This window comes from Streptomyces sp. 5K101 (genome assembly GCF_046506645.1).
GTDB lineage: Bacteria > Actinomycetota > Actinomycetes > Streptomycetales > Streptomycetaceae > Streptomyces.
Window position 1 is genome coordinate 237,609 of sequence record NZ_JBKFFO010000003.1, and the last position, 21,685, is coordinate 259,293.

The window sequence follows — 21,685 nt, forward strand, 5'->3', positions numbered from 1 at the left end:
AGACTCCTCGTCTGTCGGTTCGGAGTGCTTGGCTCAGCTCTGCGGAGTCAGCTGGGCGGCGAACGCCTGCAGCAACTGCCCGGCGGAGTCCGGTGTCATCAAGGCCGACCGGTAGTGGAGTTCCAGCACCAGGCTGTGGGCTTCCGTGCGCACGACGCCCATGAGGTCGTACCGCACGTCGTACGGCAGGGGTCCGGCCGCTTCGGTGGCATCCGCGGGCAGCAGGGGGCTTGCGCCCGGGATCGCGTTGAACAGCACGCTGCTGAGCGGATAGGGATCGTCGGCGGGGTGCATGCCGAGCCGCTCCACGAGGTGGTCCAGCTGCATCCACTGGTGGTCGAGCGAGCGCGCGAGTGCGGCCTGGGCGCCGCGCACGGTGCCGGCCAGGTCGTCGGCACGGCGGACGCGGACGGGAAGGATGTTGTGGAAGTTGCCCACCACGGTCGCGGTCGCCGGTTCCCGGCCGGTCGTGGGGACCAGGAGTACCGCGTCGTCCCGTTCCAGCCGCGCGGTGAGCGCCCGGGTGAACAGCCCCATCAGGACGCCGAAGGACGTGCACTGGTGCCGGACGGCGAGGGCGGCGAGCCGCTCGGGCCCGGCGTCGAGGCGAAGGGCCGTGAAGGCACCCTTGGCCAGCTCCGTGTCCTGGCCCGGCCGGGGCGCGGCGATGCCTTCGCGCGGCAGGCACGTGGGCCGGACACCGGCCAGTTCGTCTCGCCAGAAGTCCCACAGCCGCTCGGACTCCGCCGGCTCGGCCGCGCTCCGGTGCCGCGCGTACTCGGCGTAGGCGGGTGCGGGCGGGACGGCGGGGAGCGGCGCTCCGTCCCACAGGTGGCCGGTGATGTGCGCGAAGTCGGTGCGCAGGATCTCCTGCGAGGTGCCGTCGGTGACCATGTGGTTCAGGACGAGGACGAGCTCGTCGCCCGCCGGATGCCGGACCAGGTGGGTCACGTAGGGGAGGCCGCCGGTCAGGGGCACGGGAACGGCGATGAGTTCGCGCGCCACCGAGGCCGGGTCGGCGTGGCGTTCCACGAGGTCCAGGGGCACGTCGGCGGGTGCCGCGACCGTCTGCCGGACCTCCTCGCCGTCGTGGGCGAACCGGGTCCGCAGGCTCGGGTGCCGGGCGACGAGGAGACGGAGCACCGTACGGACGAGCTCTGTGTCCGATGCCGCCGGCAGGGCCAGTCGCAGCTGGACGTTGGCCCAGCTGCGCGTGGCGTCGGCCAGGTAGAAGGCGGCGAACCGCCGCTGCTGGGGGGAGAGCGGATAAGGCTGTCCGACCCGGGGCACCTGGGGCAGTTCGGGGGCGTCACCGGGCTGTCGGTCGCGGCGCATTCCCCCGTCGCGAAGGGCGTCGGCGAGCGCCCGGGGGGTCGGGGCGGACAGCAGGGTCGTGTGGCCGAGGGGGGCGATCCCTTCCTTCTCCTCGAGGATCGCGGACAGTTCCGCGGCGGCGAGCGAGTCCCCGCCGAGGGTGAAGAAGTTGTCGCCGGGCTGCACCGTGCCCACGTCGAGGGCCGTGGCCATCGCCCAGCGCACCGTGCTCAGGAGGGGGTCGGGGTCCTCGTCGTGCGCCCGTTCCTCGGCGGCCCGGACCCTGCCGCGTTCCGCGAGGAGAGCGAGGGCCTGCTGCCGCAGGCTCGCGCGGTCCACTTTGCCGTTGGACGTGAGCGGCAGTTCCTCGACGGGGTGGAGGAGGGCCGGGACCATGGGCAGGGGCAGGGAGCGTCGCAGCACCTCTACGACGTGCTCGACCGCGTCGGCGCCAAGTCGGCCCTCGACGAAGGCGACCAGGGTCTTCACCCCTGGAGCGCCGGGAGCACCAGGAGCCTCGGAGCCGCCGGCGGCCTCCACGGCCAGGGCGAAGGCATCGCCTCCGCCGAGCGGTCGCGCTGCCGTGCGGACGGCGGCGGCCACTTCGGAGGGTTCGATCCGGACGCCCTGGATCTTCACCTGGTCGTCCATGCGTCCGCGAACGACGTAACGGCCGTCGGGGAGTCGGGTCGCGAGGTCACCGGTGTGGTAGAGCCAGTCGCCCGGCTCCCCTTCCGGGTCCTGCCGGAATCCCCCCGTGGGTTTCCCGTGCCCGTCGAGGTAGCCCAGGCTGCGGTGCGGGGTGCGCAGCACCACCTCGCCCGGGACCCCGCCGCCCACCGGGGAGCCGGCCGGGTCCAGGAGCCGTACCTCGCACTCCGGCAGCGGACTGCCGACCGGCAGGACGCCGGGCTCCTCGTCGCCGCGCAGACGGTAGGCGAACTTCGCGAGGGTGGTCTCGGTGGGCCCGTAGAGGTTCCAGATGTCGCCCCCGCCGGTCCGCTCCTGCCAGCGCGAGGCCAGTTCGCCGGTGAGGGGTTCTCCGGCGAAGCAGGTCGCGCGCAGGGACGGAGAGGTTCCGGGATCCGTGGGCGTCCTCAGCCAACTGCGCACCAAAGAGGGGACGGTGTGCAGGACGGTGATGCCCGCGTTCCGCAGCCATGGCAGGACGGTCCGGCCGTTGAGGCGGCCCGGCTCCTCCGGAAGGACGAGCGTCGCGCCGGAGCACAGCGGCAGGAACAGGTCCCGCAGGACCACGTCGAAGGACAGGCTGGTGAGCTGGCCGACGCGGTCCCCGGGTCCGGCCCGCAGGGCGTCGATCTCCCAGGTGATGAAGTGGGCCAGACCGCGGTGGCTGCCGAGGATGCCCTTGGGCGTGCCGGTGGAGCCCGACGTGAAGAAGACGTACGCGGCCTCGGTGCGCTCCGGCTCCGTCCCGGAGGCGACCGGAGAGGCGGCCTCAGGCGTGGATGGCTCAAGGGCGGTGACCATGAGTTCCCCGGTCCCCGGCTCCGGCACGCCGGTCGTCAGCCTGATCGCCGGCTGCGCCCGGTCCAGCAGGAGAGCGCGTCGCGGTTCGGGCAGGTTCTCGTCGACCAGCAGCAGGACGCCGCCCGCCCACAGGACACCAAGTGCCGCCGCAACCAGGTCCGTTGAGCTTCTGCCGCGTACGGCCACCACCTCGCCCGGGGCCAGGCCGTGGCGCAGCAGCCCGTAGGCGATCAAGTGCATACGTGAACGGAGTTGGCCGTAGGTGAGGGTTGCGCCGCCCGGCCCTTCCACGGCCCGGGCGGCGGGATCACGCAGAGCGGCCGCCTCGAAGAGGGTGACGACCGAGCTGGACGGATCGCCGCCGCCTGCCGACGGTTTCCTGGACGCATTGGCGCCGGTACGCATTGTGGCGACATCTTTCTTGTAAGGAATGAACGACCGATGGAAGGCAGCCAAAAGGATTCGGGCATGCGGGTACCGGGGGAAACGCGAAAGGTATCGGTCAACGGAGGCGGTGAAGTCCGTGAAGCCCCGTTTGCGTCGTGTTTCGCATACCGACCGCTCTTCGGCAGGTGACGCACTCCCCGGCCGCCCGGCGCGACCACCGCTACGGGTGCCGCGACCGGCGTGCCGTGAGCGACTTTGCCATGTCCACCAGCTGAGATGACACCGCATCATACGTGATCATGATCACATCGCCCGCCGCTCGCGAATCGCGTTGACGTCGTCAAACCCCTTGAAGTACTACTGAGTTACTGCATCTCGCCGTGACGGCTCTGTGAACCGGCCTCTACCGCGGCCCATTGGACGCCTAGGAGTCTTCGACGTGGATCAGTCAGCGCATTCCGCCGACCTGTACGAGCCGGCGCGGGTGACCCTGATGGGCGTTCCCCGGGACGACGAGCACCTTTCCCGGGCGTTCGAAGGAATCGTCGAGGCCGGTCCTGTCGTGGAAATGGTCTGGGCGGAGGACGCTGAGGACGCCGCCCGGAATTCCGGACGTGTCGACGTGTCTTTCCTGCTGTCCGCGGCCGATCTCCACCGGGTGCTCGGATCGCTTCGGCACCATGCCCGGGGCTCCGCATGCTCCCGAATCCGTGTCGACCGGCAGGTGACCCGGATCGATTTACGTCTTCCGGGTCGCGGAGCAAGGAGAAGTCTCCTCGCACGCATGCGCTCGACCGGTTGCGATCTGGACCGTGTGAGCCTCGTGTCCCGGCCGGACGGTAATGCCGTCCTCCTCGTGCCGAGAGAGGGTTTCGAGGAAGTCGAGCACGCGGCAATCGTGGAACAAGGGCGGTACGCCCGGAACGGTAACTCCGCATCCGACCCCGAGGAGTGGGTGTGAAAGCGAACAGCGCAACGGCGGATGTGCGGACGGCGCACGACTGGCACGTGTCGGTGTGCGACGACCTGCGGTCCGTCGGGGAATCAGAATGGGACGCCCTGCTCGGTCCCGGAGATTTCTACAGCAGCCACAAATGGCTCCGGGTCGCCGAAGTGCACGACACCTTCCGTGCCCGGTACGTCGTCGTACGCGACAAAGACGGACGGCTGCTGGCAGGGCTTCCCTTCTACACCACGGACGAGGCCCCGCCCGACAAGCCGTACGACCCCTACCTCGCGCTGGAAATCGAAAGCCTGCGGCCGGACATCCCCCGCGACAGCCTTTATCCCGCGGTGCTCCTCGGCGGGCGCGCCGGCTACACCACCCGGATCCCGGTCGCGCCGGACCTCGACGAGGCGACCCGTGCGGATGCCGTGCGATGCCTCGTGCATGCCTGCCGGGAGGCGGTGTCGGACACGGCGCGGAGCTTCTCGCTCCTGTACACGGACACCTCCACCGCCCAGGCGCTCTCCTCGGTCGCCGCCCCCTCCGCGACACCGCAGTTGGCCGCGGGCGACACGGTGCTTCCTGTCGCCTGGGACAGCTTCGACGCCTACCTGGACACGCTGAGCAGCAGCCGCCGCCGGGCGGTCCGCAAGGACCTCGCGGCGTTCGAGGCGTCCGGTCTGGTCGTCGAGAACGGCAGCCTGAGCAGGGACTACTCGCGGATGGCGACCCTCCTCGCCAATCTGAACCGGCGGTACGGGGCCAACAGCTCGGAGCGCAGGCTGCGCGCCCATATCGGCCGGCAGGCGGAGGTCTTCGGTGACGAGCCGCTGTGCCTCACGATCCGCCAGGACTCGGAGATCACCGGCTTCTCCCTGCTCTATTCCTGGAAGGACGAACTGTACTTCCGGATCGTCGGTTTCGACTACGACAGGATCCCCGAAGAAGCCGGCGCCTATTTCACCCTCGCCTTCTACGAGCCCATTCGCCACGCGATCAGGAACGGCGTGAAGGCGATCCGGTTCAGCCTGGAGACGAGTGACGCCAAGGTGCGGCGCGGCGCGATTCTGGAACCCCGTTTCTCGATGATGTCCTTCCCCGACGGCGTCGTGCGGAGTGAGGACGCCCGGCGGCGCAACAGCGAGCAGCTCGCCGAGCTGGAAAGCCGTTTCGGCGGCGTCCAGGGGGCCTTGCCTCTCCCTTACTGGGAACGCACCTCCTGGCGAGGAGTCGGACTGCTCTGAACCGGCCACCGACGTGAAGCCCGGGGCCGTCACGGCTCACCACCCGTATGGAATCGGCACGAAAGAAGCCATGCCCAAGACCTCTCATGTCGTCGTACTCGCCACGAAGCGCCGCGCGCTGCCCCTGCGCCTCTTGCAGAAGTCGAGCGACCTGCGCATAACGGTGATCGTCGACCAGGGACACACCCACGCATTCGGTCCCTCGGTCACGGTCCAGGAGATAGCCACTGTGCGCGATCCGGGGCTGGTCCTGGAAACCGTATCGGAGCTTTCCCGGAAGGACCCTGTCGACCGCATCGTCTCTCCCGTGGAACTCGCCGTACCGTCAGCCGGCTATGTGCGCTCCACCCTGGGTATTCCGGGCGACAGTTACGACATGTCCCTGGCCTTCTCCAACAAGTTCATCATGAAGCAGCGCCTGGCGGCCGCGGGACTTCCCACCGCGGCTTTCCGGCAGGTGATGAAGGTGGACGACGTACCGGACGCGGCCGCGCACACGGGCTGGCCCTGTGTGTCCAAGCCCGTTTTCGGCGGCGGCTGCATGGGCGTGACCGTACTGGACTCTCCCGAGGACCATGTGCGGCTCGTCTCCGGCCCCACCGGGGACGAAATCCGGAACAGCACGATCCCCCTCATCGTGGAACAGTTCATCGAAATGGACCACGAGTATCACTGCGACGCTGTCGTCCGTGACGGAAAGGTGGTATTCGCCGCTCCGTCACGCTATTTCTCCCCCATTCTCGGGCAGATCGACACGTTCAGCGGTTCCTACCTCCTTCCGCAGGATCATGAGGATTTCACCGCCGTCACGGAACTCAACGCCGAGGTCGTCCGCGCGCTCGGGCTGACCGATGGAGTGACCCATCTGGAACTGTTCAAGACCGGTTCCGGATTCGTCGTGGGCGAGATCGCCTGCCGCCCGGGCGGGGGCGGCATCACGGAAGCCGTGCAGCGGCACCACGGTGTCGATCTGTGGGACGCGTTCTGGGAGGCATCGCTCGGCCGGGCCCCCGACATCGCCCCCCGCAGCCCCGAGGGGATCCTGGCGACGGTGATGCTGCCGACCCGGCCCGGCACGATCACCCAGCTCAGCACCGAGGCGGAGCTCGCCGCGTGCCCCGGCGTCGTCGCCGTGAAGATGTCCATGTCCGTCGGCGACGTGGTGCCACCGGATCTGACGTCCGCGACCACGACCGGACTGGTCTTCTTCACCGCCCGCGACGAAGCGGAGATGGACCGACGCCTGAACGAGCTGTCCGACGCCTACGTCCTCGAAGTCGGCGTCTGACGATGCGGGAGACTCTCGCTCTGGTCAGAAACACGCCGGGGTGCACGCTGCTCCTCTTCGGGAACTTCTTCATCACGCTCGGCAGCAGCATCGTCGTCCCCTACCTCGCCGTCTACATGACCGGGCATCAGGGGCTCGCCCCGTGGGTCGCCGGCGTCGCCATGACGGTGAAACTCTGGTCCCAGTTCGGCCTGATGATGGTCGGCGGCGCGCTGGCGGACCGGCTGGGTGCGATCGAGGCAATATGCCTGGGGCTCTCCGTCCGCGTGGCGTCGTTCCTCCTGCTGGCCCACGCCACCTCCGCCCCCGGTGTCATCGTCGCGTGCGGGCTGCTCGGCCTGGGCAGCGCCCTGTACATCCCCGCCGGCAAGGCCGCGATCGTCGCCCTCCTGCGGGACCCGTCGGCGTCGGCACCCGTCTTCTCCCTGCGCAGTGCCGCGAACAACGCCGGTCTCGCCGTGGGCCCGCTGGTCGGCAGTGTGCTCCTGCTGGCCCGGCCCGAGCTCGGCCTGGTGGCGACGGCCGCGGTGTTCGTCCTTCTCGTGCCGGCCTTCTGGCGCCTGCGCCGCCTTGCGCCACACGTTCCGGCGTCACCTCAGGGGCGGCAGCGCTCCCGTGGACACATCGGGAGTTTTCTCTCCCTGCTGCGCCACAACCGGCGCCTCCTGTGGATCGCGGGCGCGGCCACCGCCTTCGGCTTCTGTTACGTCCACATCGAGTACGCCATGCCGGTGCTGGCCGCCGACCACCACGGGCCCGCGTACGCCGGAGTCCTCTTCACCGTCAACGCCGTGTCGGTCGTCGCGCTCCAGGTCCTGGTCAGCGCCCCCATGGGCAAGGTGCCGCACACGCCCGCCGTGGTCGCCGGCGGCATGCTGGTGATGGGGATCGGCTTCGCGCTGCTCGGGTTCGGTTCCCTGGTGCTGCTGATCATCGGCGTCGTGCTGTTCTCACTGGGTGAAGTGATCATCGATCCCCGTCTCGACAGCGAGGTCGCCGCCACCGTGGACGCCTCATTGCGCGGTACAGCCTTCGGGCTGATCGGCGTGTGCATCGCCCTCGGTGGCTCGGCGGCCAACCTCGGCTCCTCCTCCCTCGCACACGAGGGCCGACTCGGGGACGCCTACTGGTTCGTGCTCCTGGCGGTGGTCGCGGTGCTCGCTGTGCTGGCGTTCGCGCTCTTCCCGCGACGCCAGGCGGCCCCGCTCGCCGAGAAGACGCGCCCGCTGGCGGAAGCGGAGTCGGCCTGACGGCGACGGCCGACCGAAGCCGAAGCCCAAGCCATAGATTCCCGTTGCGTTGCCGGGCCGGAGCGCCATAGCGTTGCCCGCCTCATGGCCAGGGCGAACGTGCCCCGTCCACCCTACGAGTCACCAGATCGGAGATGCGGAACGGGATGGCCTCTCACCTCCTCGCGCTCTGCCTCGATGCGAACAACCCGCTCCGCCTCGCGCGCTTCTGGGCCGGCTTCCTGGGTTGGGAGTTGACCGACGATCCCCACGACGGCCTCGCCCTCCTGCCGAGCGATGACACCGGTTTCCGGATCCGATTTCTCCCGACCCAGGAGCAGAAGGCCGTTCAGAACCGGATGCACTTCGATCTGACGAGCACGTCCCTGGAGGACCAGCAGGAGACGGTGGCGAGGGCGCTCGGACTCGGCGCCCGGCACATCGACATCGGTCAGCGCCTGGAGGAGGGTCATGTGGTGCTCGCCGACCCCGAGGGCAATGAGTTCTGCGTCATCGAGCCAGGCAACAAGTTTCTTGCCGACTGCGGATTCATCGGAGCGCTTTCGTGCGACGGTTCGCAGGAGGTCGGGTACTTCTGGAGCGAGGCGCTGGGCTGGCCGTTGGTGTGGGACCAGGACCAGGAGACCGCGATCCGCTCGCCGCACGGCGGTCCGAAGGTCACCTGGGGCGGTCCGCCGCTGATGCCGAGGGCAGGCAGGGACCGGCTGCGTTTCGATCTCGCGCCACCTGCCGACGGTGATCAGCAGGCGGAGGTCGAGCGTCTCGTCTCCCTGGGGGCGAAGCGGATCGACACCGGCCGGGACGAGGGCAGCCGGGTGGTCATGGCCGACCCCGACGGCAATGAGTTCTGTGTCGGGCGCCCCATGCAATCCGCCGGCGGATGAAGCGGGACGGTACGGGAGTTGGGTGGGGTGACAGGGCGGGCCGGTAACTGTCCTGTGCCGACGAAACCGCGGAGGCCATGGAGTGCGCCGCGGCTAGGTGATGCCGCAGCTCACCTGATGCCTTGAGGGAGCCTGTGGCCCGGCGGGCCGACGCCCACACGACATGGACGACGTATTGAAACGAGCCGTCCAAAACCCTGGTAGTGTATGAGCATGGCCCGACCGCGGACGTTCGACGAAGACCGGGCCCTGGACGCGGCGATGCGCGCCTTCTGGGTCAACGGCTACGAGGCCACCTCGACCCAGGACCTGTGCGAAGCCACCGGACTGGGGCGCAGCAGCATCTACAACACGTTCAGCAGCAAGCACGACCTGTTCACGCGGTCGCTCGCCCGCTACATCGACACCATGACCACCGCCCAGCTCGCAATCCTGGAGGACGACGAGCGCCCGGCGGTGGAGCGCATCCGGGCGCTGTTCGCGAAGGTTGTCGACGACGAGTTCGCCAACCGGCGGGACGGGCGCAGCCAGGGCTGCCTCACGGTCAACACGACCGTGGAGCTCGCCGGACGCGACCCGGAGGTCGCCCGCACGCTGGAGCGGGATCTGGAACGGCGGCTGGCCTCGTTCCGGGCCGTCGTCGAGGCCGGGCGGCGCGACGGCGACATCACCTCCACCCGTGACGCCGACTCGCTCGCCCGCTTCCTCAACGCCGTGATCGGCGGCATGCGGGTGTCCGCCCAGGGCGGCGCCGACCGAGCCGCCCTGGAGGCCGTCGTCGACACCGCCATGGACGCACTGGCCCGTTGAGCTCACCCCTCCCGCGAGGAGGGTTTTGCATGCCCAAGTTTTGTACTGATCCATCCAAAATGGAGCCCTGCCCATGCCTCTTGCCGTGTACGTACTCTCGCTCGGCGTCTTCGCCATGGTGACCAGCGAGTTCGCCGTCGCCGGGCTCATGCCCCAGATGGCCGACGGCCTCGACGCCACCATCCCGCAGATCGGCTGCCTCATCACCGCGTACGCCGCCGCCATGGCCCTCGGCGGGCCACCCCTCACCGCCGCGCTCACCAGGGTCAGGCCGAAACCGGCCCTCATGACGGTGTTCGCGATCTTCCTCGGGGGCAACGTCATCGCCGCCACCGCACCCGACTACGCGACCATGGTCGTCGCCCGGCTCGTCACCGGTGTCGCCTCACAGGCCTTCTTCGGCATCGCCCTCTCGCTGTGCGCCCAGCTCACCCGCCCCGAGATCCGTGGCCGCGCCATCGCCGTCGTCATGAACGGGCTGATGCTCGGCACGCTGCTGGGCCTGCCTCTGGCCACCCTCGTCGGTGAACATCTCGGCTGGCGCGCCGCCTTCTGGGCCATCTCCGCGCTCACCGTCGCCGCCGCGTTGTGCACCCTCGCGGGCGTTCCGCGCCTGGAGCGCGGCGGCGGTGACGGGGGCTTCCGGCAGGAGCTGGGCGCCTTCCGCAACCCCCGGCTGTGGCTGGCGCTCTCCACCAGCACGCTGGTCATCGGCGCCACTTTCTCCGCCTTCGCCTACTTCAACCCGATCCTCACGGAGGTCACCGGCTTCGGTGCCGGCGCCGTACCGCTCCTGCTCGTCGCGTACGGCGCCGCCACCGTCGTCGGCAACACGGTCGTCGGACGCCTCGCCGACCGGCACACCGTCACCGTGCTGGTGTGGGGTCTCGCCCTCAACACCCTGTTCCTGACCGGGCTCGCGCTTCTGGCGGACATACCCCTCACGGCCGTGGCGTTCATGATGGGGATCGGGCTGGTCGGCGTGACCATGAACCCGGCGATGATCACCCGGGTTCAGCGCACCGGCAACGCCCGCCCGCTGGTCAACTCCGTCCACTCCTCCTTCATCACCTTCGGCGTCCTCATCGGCTCGTCCGTCGGTGGCCTGGCCATCATCCACTTCGGGCTGCTGGCTCCCGTATGGGTCGGGGCCGGGCTGGCCGTGCTCGGGCTGGTCACGTTGGTGCCCGAGTGGCGCGCGCCGGTGACTGCGCCGGAGGCCGCTCCGTCGGAAGCCGCGCCCGCCATGACGACTCATGCGCCTTGACGTGGCAACTGGCCCAGTGCCGACGGGCTGTGCGAACTCTAGGCCCGGGCGGCGGCGAAGGGGACGAAGGCGGTCCAGGAGGCGGAGGAGAGGGCGAGTTGGGGCCCCTCGGTGTCCTTGGAGTCGCGGACGTGGACGGTGTCGGGGCAGGCGGCGACCTCGACGCAGGAGTCGCCGTCACCACTGCTGTGGCTGGACTTGTGCCAGGAGAGGGCGACTTCGACGCAGTCATCGCCGGAACCGCTGCTGTAGCTGCTCTTGAACCAGGCCAGTTCTGTGGTGCTCATACCGCTCCTCGCATCTGCCGCAACAGGCTCAGGGAGTCTTCCAGGGTAAGAGCCTGTGACCGCATCCTGGCATACCGCATCTGGAGCATGCTGACCACTTTCGCGTCGGAGATGAACTGGCCGCTCTCCTGCCCTTCGCAGTAGCCGAGCCAGCGGTTGTCCGGAGTTTCCAGCAGCCGCATGGGACCGTGCAGACCGGCGTGGTCCTCGCGCACCAGCGGCATGATCTGGACCTCGATGTTGCGTAGTTCGGCGAGCGTGAGGATGTGGTCGATCAGATCCAGCGTCACCTGCTTCCCGCCCGTACGCCGCCGGAACAGGTGCTCCTCCAGGATGAAGCTGTACGCCGTGTTCGGCCGCTCCCGCAGCAACCGCTGGCGCTCCAGCCGGGCCACGAGCTGTGCCTCGATCTGCGCGTCGCCCAAGGGCGGCAGCTGGTTCGTGAACAGCGTCCGCGCGTACGCCTCCGTCTGTAACAGCCCCGGAATCAACCGGCATTCGTACGTGTAGAGGCTCACCGCCTCCGCCTCCAGGCTCGCCCACTGCCTGAACCAGCTCGCCAGTCCCGGCCGCCGCGACAGGTGCCGTGCCGCGCCCCTGATCGTGCCGAAGGCGTCCAGTACCTCCTCCGCCCGGTCGACGAAGTCCGCCGGGGGGAACCGCCTGCCCTGCTCGATCGAGGCGACCGTCGGCAGCGAGTACCGCACCCGGGGTGCGAACTCCTCCTGGGTCAGGCGCGCCCGCTTCCGGAAGGACTTGACCACCTCCCCGAAGGACTTCAGGCTGTCCGAGACCTCCGGCTCCCCGCCCGAACCGCCGCCTGCCGTCTCCGCCGTCATCTACGGCCACCTCCCGCGCGTACCTGTGCTGAGCAACCCCGCAACTGCTCCATGGTCACGGTCGGTTACCCGTACTGTCCACCGCGCGTACCCGTACGCTGACTGAGCGTACGGGTTCCTGATCTGGGGCTATGTCTTCGCGCCCGCCACGGTGAAGGTCATGCACTCACCCCTCACCCCGCAACTGCCGGGCACCGTACGCACGTTCGCCCAGCGCTTCAGTTCCACCCCGCTCGGCGCCCGCCTCGCCCGCCACCTGGCTCTCCATCAACTGCACGCCTGGGGCCTTGCGCATGGCAGCGAGGCGTCCGACACCGCCGCGCTGATCGTCGCCGAACTCGCCGCGAACGCCGTCACGCACGGGCGCGTGCCGGGCCGGGACTTCGAGCTGAGACTGACCCGCTCGCCCGGCACGCTGCGTATCGAGGTCTCGGACACGCGGGGTGAGCGGCGGCCGCCCGGTCCGGGCCGGCTCGCGGTGCCGGGGGCCGTCTCGGACAGCGGGCGCGGGCTGCTGCTGGTGGAGAGCCTGGCCGACCGCTGGGCGGTCCTCGACCGCGTGCCCGTCGGGAAGACCGTCCGGGCGGAACTGGACCTGCCGTCGCACTGACCCCGCGCCGATGCGCCCGTGCCGGCGATCTCTTCGCAGCGCGTCAACGTCTCGTCGTTGAAGACATTCCGCCGGTACTGGGTGACGAGCACCAAGTGTGCGTGCGGGTTGAAAGCGACGTGACGGCCACGCCGCACGTCGGGGTTTGGTTCTCAGTGTGGTGACATGAACCAGCGCTACGATCAAGGCCGATCCGAACCGCGACGGGGGTGGGCTGGATGATCAGGGCGTACAAGTTCCTCATGCGGCCCACCGCCCGCCAGGGACAGGCCCTTCGCGAGATGCTGCGGGATCACTGTTCGCTCTACAACGGGGCCTTGCAGGAGCGTCGCGACGCCTACCGGCACGTTTCCAAGACCACTGTCCGGTACGGGCAACAGTCCGCGCAGCTCAAGGAGGTCCGCGCCTTCGACCCCGAGCGGCAAGGCCGCTGGTCCTTCTCTTCACAGCAGGCCACGCTGCGCCGAAGGGACAAGGCGTTCAACGCGTTCTTTCGCCGGATCAAGGCCGGGGATACGCCGGGCTATCCGCGTTTCCGCTCGGTGTCGCGGTTCGACACGGTGGACTTCCCCAAGGACGGCGACGGGTGCCGCTGGGACTCCACCCCGCACGACCCCGTCACCCGCCTCCGGCTGCAAGGCATCGGGCACGTCAAGGTGCACCAGCACCGTGCGGTGGTCGGCAAGGTCAAGACGATCAGCGTCAAGCGCGAAGGCGCACGCTGGTATGTCATCCTGACCGCCGAGCAAACCCAGCCCGAGCCGCTTGCCACGACCGGCTCGGTAGTCGGTATCGACATGGGGATAGCCAACTTTCTCGCCGATTCCAATGGTGAGTTCGTGCCCAACCCCCGCCACGGCCGGAGGCCGCCAAGAGGCTCGAAGCCGCCCAGCAGGCACTCAGCCGGTGCGAGCGCGGCTCGAAGCGCCGCCGCAAGGCCGTGGAGAAGGTGGCTACGCTGCACCGCAAGGTGCGTCGGCAGCGTCTCGACCACGCACACAAGACCGCGCTGGGTTTCGTGCGTGAGCACGACTTCATCGCGCACGAAGATCTCAAGATCCGCAACATGAGCAAGGCCCCCACACCGAAGTCTGACCCGGATAATCCCGGCGGCTTTCTGCCCAACGGGGCCGCGAGCAAGGCCGGGCTGAACCGCTCGATCGCCGATGCCGGATGGGGGGTGTTCCTCGCGATCCTGAACGCCAAGGCGGAAGGTGCCGGACGGGAAGTGATGGCTGTGGACCCCCGCAACACCTCCCGGCGGTGCCCCGCATGCGGGCACACCGCCAAGGAGAACCGGCCCGCACAGGAGAAGTTCCACTGCGTCTCATGCGGCCACATCGCGCACGCTGACACGGTGGGCGCTACCAATGTTCTACGGGCCGGGCTGGTCCGTCGCAAAGCCCAACGGGCATAGCGAGAAGCCGCCCCGTTCACGGGGTGGAGGAGTCACCTGGATCCGGTAGCCGAGCCGCTTGCGGCCGACGAGCGCGAACTCCCATGCGGCGGCCGCCACTGGGATGGCCAGACCCAGGATGGCGATCGCTGACTCCCAGGGAAAACCGTTCACCGCCGACTCCCGTGCTGACCGGATGCAGATGTGCGCCAAAGTTACGAGCGCGCCGGCGGGGGCTGCGACGGGTGCCGCGACTGTTCGGACGGCATTCACCGGGCTGTCGCCAGGGGCGGGGGGCGTTCACCCGGCGTTGGCCGTGGGCGGGGCCGGGCCGGACCGGGACGTGCGGGAGATGCTGAGGCGGGGGTCGTTCGTGATCCACCGCATCCGACGCCCGGAATCCGACGTCCCGGAATCCGACGTCCCGGACCGGGCCCTCGTGTCACTTGCGCCAGAACAGGTGGTGCGTCACGCCGCTCGGGCTGGGCACGACATCGAGGTGGAAGCGGTCGAGCAGCTCATCGGGCGACTCCCAGAGCCTTACCCCGGATCCGAGCTTCACCTGCGAGACCGCCACGTGCATGGTGTCGACGAGGTCGGCGTCGAGGAACTCCCGGATCGTGGTGGCCCCGCCGCCGAGTCGCACGTCTTTGCCCTGCGCCGCCTCCCGCGCCTGTTCGAGGACGGTAGCCGGGTCGCCGTCGACGAAGTGGAACGTGGTGTCGGAGAGCGTGAACGAAGGACGCTTGTGGTGCGTCATGACGAACACCGGGGTGTGGAACGGAGGCTCCTCACCCCACCAGCCCTGCCACTCGTGGTCCTGCCAGGGACCGCGCTGCGGACCGAACTTGTTGCGGCCCATGATCTCGGCGCCGATGTTGCGGGCGAAGTCCCGGGTGAAGTAGTCGTCGAGACCGCGGCTGCCGCCGGGGTCGGTGCGGCGCGGCCAGCTCGCCGTGGCACCGGCCCAGGCGAACATGTCCCCGGGATCGGCGTGGCCGAACGGTCGCTCCAGGCTCTGGTGCTCGCCGGCACCGAATCCGTCACTCGAGAGACAGAAGTTCTGCACCCTCAGCAGCTGATTCACGTGACTCCTCCTGTGTGGTCGATGACGGTTGGACTGCCGAAGCCGGGGAAACTCATCGCCCCGCCCATGATTCCCGGACAGGGCCTAGGCTGCCGGGCATGGGCAACGTGGGAGAAACAGACCGTCGTCGTTTCCTCCAAGGGCTGTCGGCCGTCGCCGCCGCGGCCGTGCTGCCCGCGTGCGGGGCCGCCGAGGACCCCGGCTCACGGGCGCGGTCCCAGGCGGCGGTGACGCCCACGTCCCGCGCCCGCCGGATCCGGCCGCTGTACCTCGGGACGTACACCTCCGTCGACGGGGGCGGGAGGGGGATCGGCGTCGCCGCATACGACGAGACGACGGGGCGCATCACGGGGGCGGGCGTCGTCGAGGGCGTCGGGGACCCCTCGTACCTGGCCGTGCACCCCTCCGGGCGCACCCTGTACGCCGTGAACGAGCGAGAGGACGGGGCCGTGACCGCCGTGCGGATCGCCGGCGGCGGCAGGCACCAGGTGCTCGGCAGCCGGTCCACGGGCGGGGCCGCGCCCGCCCATCTGTCCGTGCATCCCACCGGGCGCTGGCTGCTCAGCGCCAACTACGGGTCCGGCAGCCTCGCCGTCCACCCCATCGAGGACTCCGGCGCGCTCGGTGAGCGCACGGACCTCGTCCGGCACACCGGGACATCGCCGCACGCCCACCAGATCGTCACCAGCCCCGACCGCGGCCACGTCCTCGCCGTCGACCTCGGCAACGACACCGTGTACACCTACCGCCTCGACACCCGGGCGGGCACGCTGACGGAGGTGTCCCGCGCGACCGTGCGCCCCGGGTCGGGGCCGCGCCACCTGACCTTCCACCCCTCCGGCCGCCACGCGTACCTCGCGAACGAGCTGGACAACACGGTGACCGTCTGTGCCTACGACCCGGCGACCGGCACGCTGCGGCCCGGTGAGCCGCAGTCCACCGGCACCGGCCCCGGCACTAGCTATCCGGCACAGCTCGTGGTCACGCTGAACGGCATGTACGCCTACCACGCCAACCGCGGCCCCAACACGCTCACCCGGTACGCCGTCGAGGCCGGCGGAGCCCGGCTCAGGCTGCTGGACACGGTGCCGGTCGGCGGCGACTTCCCCCGCCAGATCGCCCTGTCGCCGTCCGGCGGCCTCCTCTTCGCGGCGAACCAGCGCTCCGGCACGGTCACCGTGCTCCACGTGGACGCGCGAACGGGCGAACTCCGCCCGGCGGGCGAGGCGTTCAGGTTCCCGGCGGCGGCGTGCGCGCTGCCGCTCTAGAACGTCGCGCAGCGGCTCGCGCGCGCCTTCGTCCGGTAGGCGCACAACTCGGGGGAGTTGCGCCGCACATGGTCCGGCTCGGACGTGCGGCCGAAGCCTACTGGGGCTCCAGCAGGTCCCACTTGTTGCCGTACAGGTCCTCGAAGATCGCCACCGTGCCGTAGGGCTCGTGCCGCGGCTCCTCCAGGAAGCGCACGCCCGCCGCCGTCATCCGGGCGTGGTCGCGGGCGAAGTCGTCGGTGTGCAGGAAGAAGCCGACCCGGCCGCCCGTCTGCGCGCCCACGCTCGCGCGCTCGGCGTCGTTCTTGGCGCGCGCCAGCAGCAGGCCCGTGCCGTCCGGGGCGCCGGGCGGGCGGACCACCACCCAGCGCGAGGAGTCCCCGCGGTCGGTGTCCTCGACGAGGTCGAAGCCGAGGGCGCCGGTGTAGAAGGCGATGGCCTCGTCGTAGTCGCGCACGACGAGGGAGACCAGGGCGATAGCGGGCATGGGAGAACGTTATACGTATCACCAGGGGTGCCACAATGCACGCCATGAGCGTTCCGCCGCACCTCCTGGACCGCGCCCGGGCCCTCGCCGTCCCCGGGCGGCGCCGCCTGCTGGGACTCGCTGGGGCCCCCGGCGCCGGCAAGTCCACCCTCGCCGAGCACCTCGTCGCCGCACTGGACGGCCTCGCCGTGCTCGTCCCCATGGACGGCTTCCACCTCGCCCAGAGCGAACTGCGCTGCCTCGGCCTCGCCCACCGCAAGGGCGCGCCCGAGACCTTCGACGCCGCCGGATACGCCGCGCTGCTCGCCCGTCTGCGCGCACCCGAGCCCGACACCACCGTCTACGCGCCCGCCTTCGACCGCGCGATCGAGGAGCCGGTCGCGGGCAGCATCCCGGTCGGGCCCGAGGTCCCCCTCGTCGTCACCGAGGGCAACTACCTCCTGCACGACCACGGGCCCTGGGCCCGCGTACGCCCCCTGATCGACGAGATCTGGTTCCTGGAACTCGACGAGCCGACCCGCGTGCGCAGGCTCGTCGACCGGCATGTGCGCTTCGGCAAGGAGCGGCCGTACGCCGAGCGGTGGGTCCGCGAGTCCGACGAGGTGAACGCCCGGCTGATCGGCCGGGGACGCGAGCGGGCCGACCTCGTGGTCGCGGTGCACTGACGGCACGCCCCGTACTCGCCGGCTCCCGGGCCTGCCCGCGTGCCCGCCCGGCCCCCGTACCTGGCCACCCCGCCGTTCACCCGTGATCTGTAGGCTCGAACAAGGACACGTGGTGACGAGCACGAAGGGCGGTCGGCGTGGGGTTGTTCCGGCGAGGGCCGAAGCGTGACGGACGTGATGCGCCCCGCGACCCCGAGTTCGCCTTCTTCTCCACCGGTGAAGGCGCGCGCTTCCGCGGCCTCGTGCGCGAGGCGTTCGCCGAACAGGGCCTCGAAGTGACCGTCTACACCGACATGGTGTCCGACAGCGCCGGCCGCCAGTTCGGCCTCGGCAACCTCGCCGCCGTCTGCCACAACGACGAACGCGGGCCGCGCGCCTGGCCCGAACTGGTCCACCAGCACGTCGGCATGGTCCTGCGCACCATGGAGGCGCCGTCCGCCCTGGAGACGCTGCCCAGGGAACAGATCCGCGCCCAGCTCTACCCCCGCGTCGTCGGGGCCGACGGGCTCGACCCCAAGAACTTCGCCTACGCCCGCCCCCTCGCCCCCGGGCTCTTCGAGATCCTCGCCCTCGACCTCCCCGAGAGCGTCATGATGCTTACCGACGAGGCCCTCGAACCGCTCGGGGACCTGCCCTACCTGCGCGACCAGGCGCTCTACAACCTGCGTGGCCTGCCCGTCGAGGCCCACGAGACCGTCGCCGACGACGAGGGCATGCGCTTCGAGGTCGTGCTCGGGGACTCCTTCTACACCGCGAGCCGCGTCCTGGCACTGGAGTCCGTCGTCCGCCAGGTCACCGGCGAGGAGCTGACGGCCGACGGCGCGCTCGTGGCGATGCCGTTCCGCCATCAGCTCGCCTTCCACGCCATCCACGACACCGGCATGATCCCCGCGCTGAACGGCATGGCGGCCTTCGCGGCCACCGGCTACGAGGACACCCCCGGCGCCATCAGCCCGTACGTCTACTGGTGGCGCGCCGGGACCCTGACGCAGCTCAGCGACCGCGACGAGGACGGGGAGGGGCTGCGGATCACGGTCGGCGAGGAGTTCCGCGCGCTGCTGGAACGCCTCGTCGCCGAGGAGAGCGGCCCGACCGGCGACGACGGCTGACCCCGTCCGGGGACCGGCCCGGGCCACACTGGCGCCCGTCGGTGCGCCGAAGGAGGATGGCGGGCAGGACGGTCCGAGGAGACGACCGCAGGCCGGGCAGGAGGCCCCATGACCAGCACGCCGACCCCGTTCACCGCCGACGACTACCGCGCCCGGATGACCCGTGCCGCCGAATCCGCGGCCAACGCCGGGCTCGACGGGGTGCTGGTCGCGCCCGGGCCCGATCTCGTCCACCTGACCGGCTACCGGCCCGTGGGCACCGAGCGGCTCACCGTCCTCGTCCTCACCGCCGGTCAGGACCCGGTCCTGGTGGTCCCCACCCTGGAGGCGCCCGACGCCGAGGCGGCGCCCGGCGCGTCCGCGCTGACCGTGCGGGACTGGACCGACGGCAAGGACCCGTACGCCGCCGTCGCCCCGCTCCTGGACGTGTCGGGCCGCTTCGCCGTCAGCGACAACACGTGGGCCATGCACCTGCTCGGCCTCCAGCGGGAGCTGCCCGGCACCTCCTACGTCTCGCTGACCGGGGCGCTGCCCATGCTCCGCGCGGTGAAGGACGCCCACGAACTGGCGCGCATCGAAGCGGCGGGCGCGGCGGCCGACCAGGCGTACGGCGAGATCCTCAAGGTGCCGTTCGCGGGCCGCAGGGAGACCGACGTGGCCGCCGATCTGGCCGCGCTGCTGCTGCGGTTCGGGCACTCGCAGGTCGACTTCACCGTCGTCGGCTCCGGGCCCAACGGAGCCAACCCGCACCATGAGGCGGGCGACCGCACGATCGTCCACGGCGACATGGTCGTGCTCGACTTCGGCGGTCTCAGGCACGGCTACGGCTCCGACACCACGCGCACCGTCCACGTCGGCGAGCCGACCGTCGCCGAACAGCACGTCCACGACGTCGTGCGCGAGGCGCAGCAGGCCGGGGTCGACGCCGTGCGGCCCGGCGCCGCCTGCCAGGAGGTCGACCGGGCCGCCCGGGAGATCATCGAGGAGGCCGGGTACGGGGACCTGTTCATCCACCGCACCGGCCACGGTATCGGCGTCACCACCCACGAGCCGCCGTACATGATCGAGGGCGAGGAGCAGCCGCTCGTCCCCGGCATGTGCTTCTCCGTGGAGCCCGGCATCTACCTGCCCGGCCGGTTCGGTGTCCGCATCGAGGACATCGTCACCGTCACCGATGACGGGGTCCGCCGCTTCAACAACACCTCGCGCGAGATGGCGATCGTCGAGTAGCGCGCCGCACGGCTCAGGAACCGGCGAGCACCACGCAGCTCTCCGGTCCCAGACGCAGCACGCCGTCACTGCCCGGGACCTCGGCCCTGCCCCAGGCGGCGGCGACGCGTCCGGCCCCGCCCAGCGGGATCTCGGCGGTCTGCCGGCCGAGGTTCACCGCGACCCGCAGATCGCCGCGCCGGTATGCCAGCCAGCGCCCCTGCTCGTCGTACGCGACCTTCACCGACGCGAGGTCCGGGTCCGTCAGGTCCGGCAGCGTACGGCGCAGGGCGAGCAGCTCCCGGTGCCAGACGAGCAGGGCCGCGTGCGGTTCGCGTGCGCGCTCCGAGCGGTCCAGGCACGAGCGCTCCCGGGTGGCCGGTGACTGCGGGTCCGGCACGTCCTCCTCCGCCCAGCCGTGTTCCGCGAACTCCCGGCGCCTGCCCGCCCGTACGGCCTCGGCCAGCTCGGGGTCCGTGTGGTCGGTGAAGTACATCCAGGGGGTGCCCGCGCCCCACTCCTCGCCCATGAACAGCATCGGCGTGAACGGGGACGTCAGCACCAGCGCGGCGGCGCAGGCCAGCAGCCCGGGGGACAGGCTCGCCGAGAGCCGGTCCCCGAGCGCCCTGTTCCCGATCTGGTCGTGGGTCTGCGCGTAGCCGAGGAAGCGGTGGCCGGGCGTGGTGGTGACGTCGACGGGCCTGCCGTGGGTCCGGCCGCGGAAGGTCGAGAACGTGCCGTCATGGAAGAAGACCTGGGTCAGCGTCTTGGCGAGCGCGGCCATCGGGGCGCGCGCGAAGTCGGCGTAGTAGCCCTGGGACTCGCCGGTCAGCGCGGTGTGCAGAGCGTGGTGGAAGTCGTCGTTCCACTGGGCGTGCAGCCCGAGGCCGCCCTCGGCGCGCGGGGTCGTGGTGCGCGGGTCGCACCGGTCGGACTCGGCGATCAGGAACAGCGGGCGGCCGAGGTCGGCGGCCAGGGTGTCGACGGCGGCCGACAGCTCCTCCAGGAAGGACAGCGCTCGGGTGTCGGCCAGCGCGTGCACCGCGTCGAGCCGCAGCCCGTCGATTCGGTAGTCCCGCAGCCAGGCCAGCGCGCTGCCGAGCAGGAAGGCGCGCACCTCGTCCGAGCCCGGGGCGTCCAGGTTGACCGCCGAGCCCCAGGGCGTGTGGTGGGTGTCGGTGAAGTACGGGCCGAAGGCGGGCAGATGGTTGCCCGACGGCCCCAGGTGGTTGTGGACGACGTCGAGCACGACACCCAGACCCAGCCCGTGCGCCGTGTCGACAAAACGTTTCAACGCCTCGGGTCCCCCGTACGGCTCGTGCACCGCCCACAGGTCCACGCCGTCGTAGCCCCAGCCGTGCACGCCGGGGAACGGGCACAGCGGCATCAGCTCGACGTGCGTGACGCCCAGATCGGCCAGTTCGCCGAGGTGCGCCGCCGCCGCGTCGAGGGTGCCCTCGCGGGTGAAGGTGCCGATGTGCAACTCGTACAGGACCGCGCCCTTGAGGCCCCGGCCGGCCCACTCGTGGCGCCATGCGTACGCGTCGTGGTCGACGACCGCGCTCGGGGCGTCCGGCCCGTCCGGCTGCCGGCGCGAGCGCGGGTCCGGCCGCAGCGGGCCCCCGTCCAGCGCGAAGCCGTACCGGTCGCCGTCGCCCGCCTCGGCCTCGGCGATCCACCAGCCCGCCCGGCCCTGGTCGCGCTCCATCGGGCGCTCGGCGCCCCCGAGCCACAGCGTGACCCCCTCCTCGGCCCGCGGTGCCCACACCTCGAACAACAGCACTGGCGAATCCCCTCGTCGTCGATGCCGGTCCCGTCGATCCCGTATGTCCCGTCCATCCTGACAA

18 protein-coding genes and 2 pseudogenes are annotated in these 21,685 nt (G+C 70.6%); 13 read left to right on the plus strand and 7 right to left on the minus strand.

Features of this window, described 5'->3' with window-relative positions:
* Positions 1-33: 33 nt before the first annotated feature.
* Both ACLB9X_RS06755 and ACLB9X_RS06760 read right to left on the minus strand, forming a co-directional pair.
* Positions 34-1,965, minus strand: coding sequence for a condensation domain-containing protein (locus ACLB9X_RS06755; RefSeq protein ID WP_410359589.1), 1,932 nt, complete (start codon positions 1,963-1,965; stop codon positions 34-36).
* Positions 1,966-2,103: 138 nt separating this feature from the next.
* Positions 2,104-3,123 (minus strand): annotated as a pseudogene (locus ACLB9X_RS06760) (AMP-binding protein); the annotation flags it as partial.
* Positions 3,124-3,631: 508 nt separating this feature from the next.
* Here ACLB9X_RS06760 and ACLB9X_RS06765 point away from each other — a divergent pair.
* The 7 genes from ACLB9X_RS06765 (at position 3,632) to ACLB9X_RS06795 (ending at position 10,881) form a co-directional block, all read left to right on the plus strand.
* A complete protein-coding gene (locus ACLB9X_RS06765; RefSeq protein ID WP_410359322.1) occupies positions 3,632-4,153 on the plus strand; it encodes a hypothetical protein in 522 nt (173 codons plus the stop codon).
* On the plus strand, positions 4,150-5,382 hold the full coding sequence (locus tag ACLB9X_RS06770; protein WP_410359323.1) for a peptidogalycan biosysnthesis protein: 1,233 nt from the start codon (positions 4,150-4,152) through the stop codon (positions 5,380-5,382). The genes ACLB9X_RS06765 and ACLB9X_RS06770 overlap by 4 nt, the downstream gene beginning before the upstream one ends.
* 70 nt (positions 5,383-5,452) lie before the next feature.
* Positions 5,453-6,670 (plus strand): ATP-grasp domain-containing protein, encoded by a 1,218-nt coding sequence (locus ACLB9X_RS06775; RefSeq protein ID WP_410359324.1) that lies wholly within the window; start codon positions 5,453-5,455, stop codon positions 6,668-6,670.
* Positions 6,671-6,672: 2 nt separating this feature from the next.
* The gene (locus tag ACLB9X_RS06780) at positions 6,673-7,920 is read left to right on the plus strand and encodes an MFS transporter (protein ID WP_410359325.1); all 1,248 of its coding nucleotides are present in this window, start codon (positions 6,673-6,675) and stop codon (positions 7,918-7,920) included.
* Positions 7,921-8,066: 146 nt separating this feature from the next.
* Positions 8,067-8,804, plus strand: a complete 738-nt coding sequence (locus tag ACLB9X_RS06785) for a VOC family protein (RefSeq protein WP_410359326.1) — start codon at positions 8,067-8,069, stop codon at positions 8,802-8,804.
* A 213-nt stretch (positions 8,805-9,017) separates the two neighbouring features.
* The gene (locus ACLB9X_RS06790) at positions 9,018-9,614 is read left to right on the plus strand and encodes a TetR/AcrR family transcriptional regulator (RefSeq protein ID WP_410359327.1); all 597 of its coding nucleotides are present in this window, start codon (positions 9,018-9,020) and stop codon (positions 9,612-9,614) included.
* A gap of 73 nt (positions 9,615-9,687) precedes the next feature.
* Positions 9,688-10,881, plus strand: coding sequence for an MFS transporter (locus ACLB9X_RS06795; RefSeq protein ID WP_410359328.1), 1,194 nt, complete (start codon positions 9,688-9,690; stop codon positions 10,879-10,881).
* A 38-nt stretch (positions 10,882-10,919) separates the two neighbouring features.
* Here the strand turns inward: ACLB9X_RS06795 and ACLB9X_RS06800 are convergent, their stop codons facing one another.
* Positions 10,920-11,168 (minus strand): DUF397 domain-containing protein, encoded by a 249-nt coding sequence (locus tag ACLB9X_RS06800; RefSeq protein ID WP_410359329.1) that lies wholly within the window; start codon positions 11,166-11,168, stop codon positions 10,920-10,922.
* Complete coding sequence (locus ACLB9X_RS06805; protein ID WP_410359330.1) at positions 11,165-12,007, minus strand: Scr1 family TA system antitoxin-like transcriptional regulator; 843 nt, start codon at positions 12,005-12,007, stop codon at positions 11,165-11,167. The genes ACLB9X_RS06800 and ACLB9X_RS06805 overlap by 4 nt, the downstream gene beginning before the upstream one ends.
* A gap of 160 nt (positions 12,008-12,167) precedes the next feature.
* Between ACLB9X_RS06805 and ACLB9X_RS06810 the strand changes: the two genes are divergently transcribed.
* On the plus strand, positions 12,168-12,617 hold the full coding sequence (locus ACLB9X_RS06810; RefSeq protein ID WP_410359331.1) for an ATP-binding protein: 450 nt from the start codon (positions 12,168-12,170) through the stop codon (positions 12,615-12,617).
* A 218-nt stretch (positions 12,618-12,835) separates the two neighbouring features.
* Positions 12,836-14,034: pseudogene (locus ACLB9X_RS06815) on the plus strand (RNA-guided endonuclease InsQ/TnpB family protein).
* Positions 14,035-14,455: 421 nt separating this feature from the next.
* Here ACLB9X_RS06815 and ACLB9X_RS06820 read toward each other — a convergent pair.
* On the minus strand, positions 14,456-15,100 hold the full coding sequence (locus ACLB9X_RS06820; protein ID WP_410359332.1) for a dihydrofolate reductase family protein: 645 nt from the start codon (positions 15,098-15,100) through the stop codon (positions 14,456-14,458).
* 98 nt (positions 15,101-15,198) lie between these two features.
* Between ACLB9X_RS06820 and ACLB9X_RS06825 the strand changes: the two genes are divergently transcribed.
* Positions 15,199-16,368 carry a lactonase family protein gene (locus ACLB9X_RS06825; RefSeq protein ID WP_410359333.1) on the plus strand — a complete coding sequence of 390 codons (1,170 nt, stop codon included), beginning with the start codon at positions 15,199-15,201 and terminating at the stop codon, positions 16,366-16,368.
* Positions 16,369-16,465: 97 nt separating this feature from the next.
* Here the strand turns inward: ACLB9X_RS06825 and ACLB9X_RS06830 are convergent, their stop codons facing one another.
* Positions 16,466-16,855 (minus strand): VOC family protein, encoded by a 390-nt coding sequence (locus tag ACLB9X_RS06830; protein WP_410359334.1) that lies wholly within the window; start codon positions 16,853-16,855, stop codon positions 16,466-16,468.
* A 44-nt stretch (positions 16,856-16,899) separates the two neighbouring features.
* On the opposite strand from ACLB9X_RS06830, the gene ACLB9X_RS06835 reads away from it, so the two are divergent.
* From ACLB9X_RS06835 to ACLB9X_RS06845, 3 genes are all read left to right on the plus strand, one after another.
* Entirely contained in the window at positions 16,900-17,520 is a 621-nt protein-coding gene (locus tag ACLB9X_RS06835) for a nucleoside/nucleotide kinase family protein (RefSeq protein ID WP_410359335.1), read from the plus strand.
* Between the two features lie 137 nt (positions 17,521-17,657).
* The gene (locus ACLB9X_RS06840; RefSeq protein WP_410359336.1) at positions 17,658-18,629 is read left to right on the plus strand and encodes a hypothetical protein; all 972 of its coding nucleotides are present in this window, start codon (positions 17,658-17,660) and stop codon (positions 18,627-18,629) included.
* Positions 18,630-18,737: 108 nt separating this feature from the next.
* Positions 18,738-19,859: a M24 family metallopeptidase gene (locus tag ACLB9X_RS06845; protein ID WP_410359337.1), complete on the plus strand. Its 1,122-nt coding sequence runs from the start codon at positions 18,738-18,740 to the stop codon at positions 19,857-19,859.
* Between the two features lie 13 nt (positions 19,860-19,872).
* On the opposite strand, the gene treZ is transcribed toward ACLB9X_RS06845, so the two are convergent.
* Positions 19,873-21,618 (minus strand): malto-oligosyltrehalose trehalohydrolase, encoded by a 1,746-nt coding sequence (gene treZ, locus ACLB9X_RS06850; RefSeq protein WP_410359590.1) that lies wholly within the window; start codon positions 21,616-21,618, stop codon positions 19,873-19,875.
* Positions 21,619-21,685 lie beyond the last annotated feature (67 nt).

Bases quoted from the DNA above. Each gene is read 5' to 3' on its own strand.
- ACLB9X_RS06790 (WP_410359327.1), top strand. From the start codon at position 9,018: ATGGCCCGACCGCGGACGTTCGACGAAGACCGGGCCCTGGACGCGGCG.
- ACLB9X_RS06800 (WP_410359329.1), bottom strand. From the start codon at position 11,168: ATGAGCACCACAGAACTGGCCTGGTTCAAGAGCAGCTACAGCAGCGGT.
- ACLB9X_RS06755 (WP_410359589.1), bottom strand. From the start codon at position 1,965: ATGGACGACCAGGTGAAGATCCAGGGCGTCCGGATCGAACCCTCCGAA.
- ACLB9X_RS06795 (WP_410359328.1), top strand. From the start codon at position 9,688: ATGCCTCTTGCCGTGTACGTACTCTCGCTCGGCGTCTTCGCCATGGTG.
- ACLB9X_RS06835 (WP_410359335.1), top strand. From the start codon at position 16,900: ATGAGCGTTCCGCCGCACCTCCTGGACCGCGCCCGGGCCCTCGCCGTC.
- ACLB9X_RS06825 (WP_410359333.1), top strand. From the start codon at position 15,199: ATGGGCAACGTGGGAGAAACAGACCGTCGTCGTTTCCTCCAAGGGCTG.
- ACLB9X_RS06775 (WP_410359324.1), top strand. From the start codon at position 5,453: ATGCCCAAGACCTCTCATGTCGTCGTACTCGCCACGAAGCGCCGCGCG.
- ACLB9X_RS06845 (WP_410359337.1), top strand. From the start codon at position 18,738: ATGACCAGCACGCCGACCCCGTTCACCGCCGACGACTACCGCGCCCGG.
- ACLB9X_RS06805 (WP_410359330.1), bottom strand. From the start codon at position 12,007: ATGACGGCGGAGACGGCAGGCGGCGGTTCGGGCGGGGAGCCGGAGGTC.
- ACLB9X_RS06830 (WP_410359334.1), bottom strand. From the start codon at position 16,855: ATGCCCGCTATCGCCCTGGTCTCCCTCGTCGTGCGCGACTACGACGAG.
- ACLB9X_RS06810 (WP_410359331.1), top strand. From the start codon at position 12,168: ATGCACTCACCCCTCACCCCGCAACTGCCGGGCACCGTACGCACGTTC.
- ACLB9X_RS06785 (WP_410359326.1), top strand. From the start codon at position 8,067: ATGGCCTCTCACCTCCTCGCGCTCTGCCTCGATGCGAACAACCCGCTC.
- ACLB9X_RS06780 (WP_410359325.1), top strand. From the start codon at position 6,673: ATGCGGGAGACTCTCGCTCTGGTCAGAAACACGCCGGGGTGCACGCTG.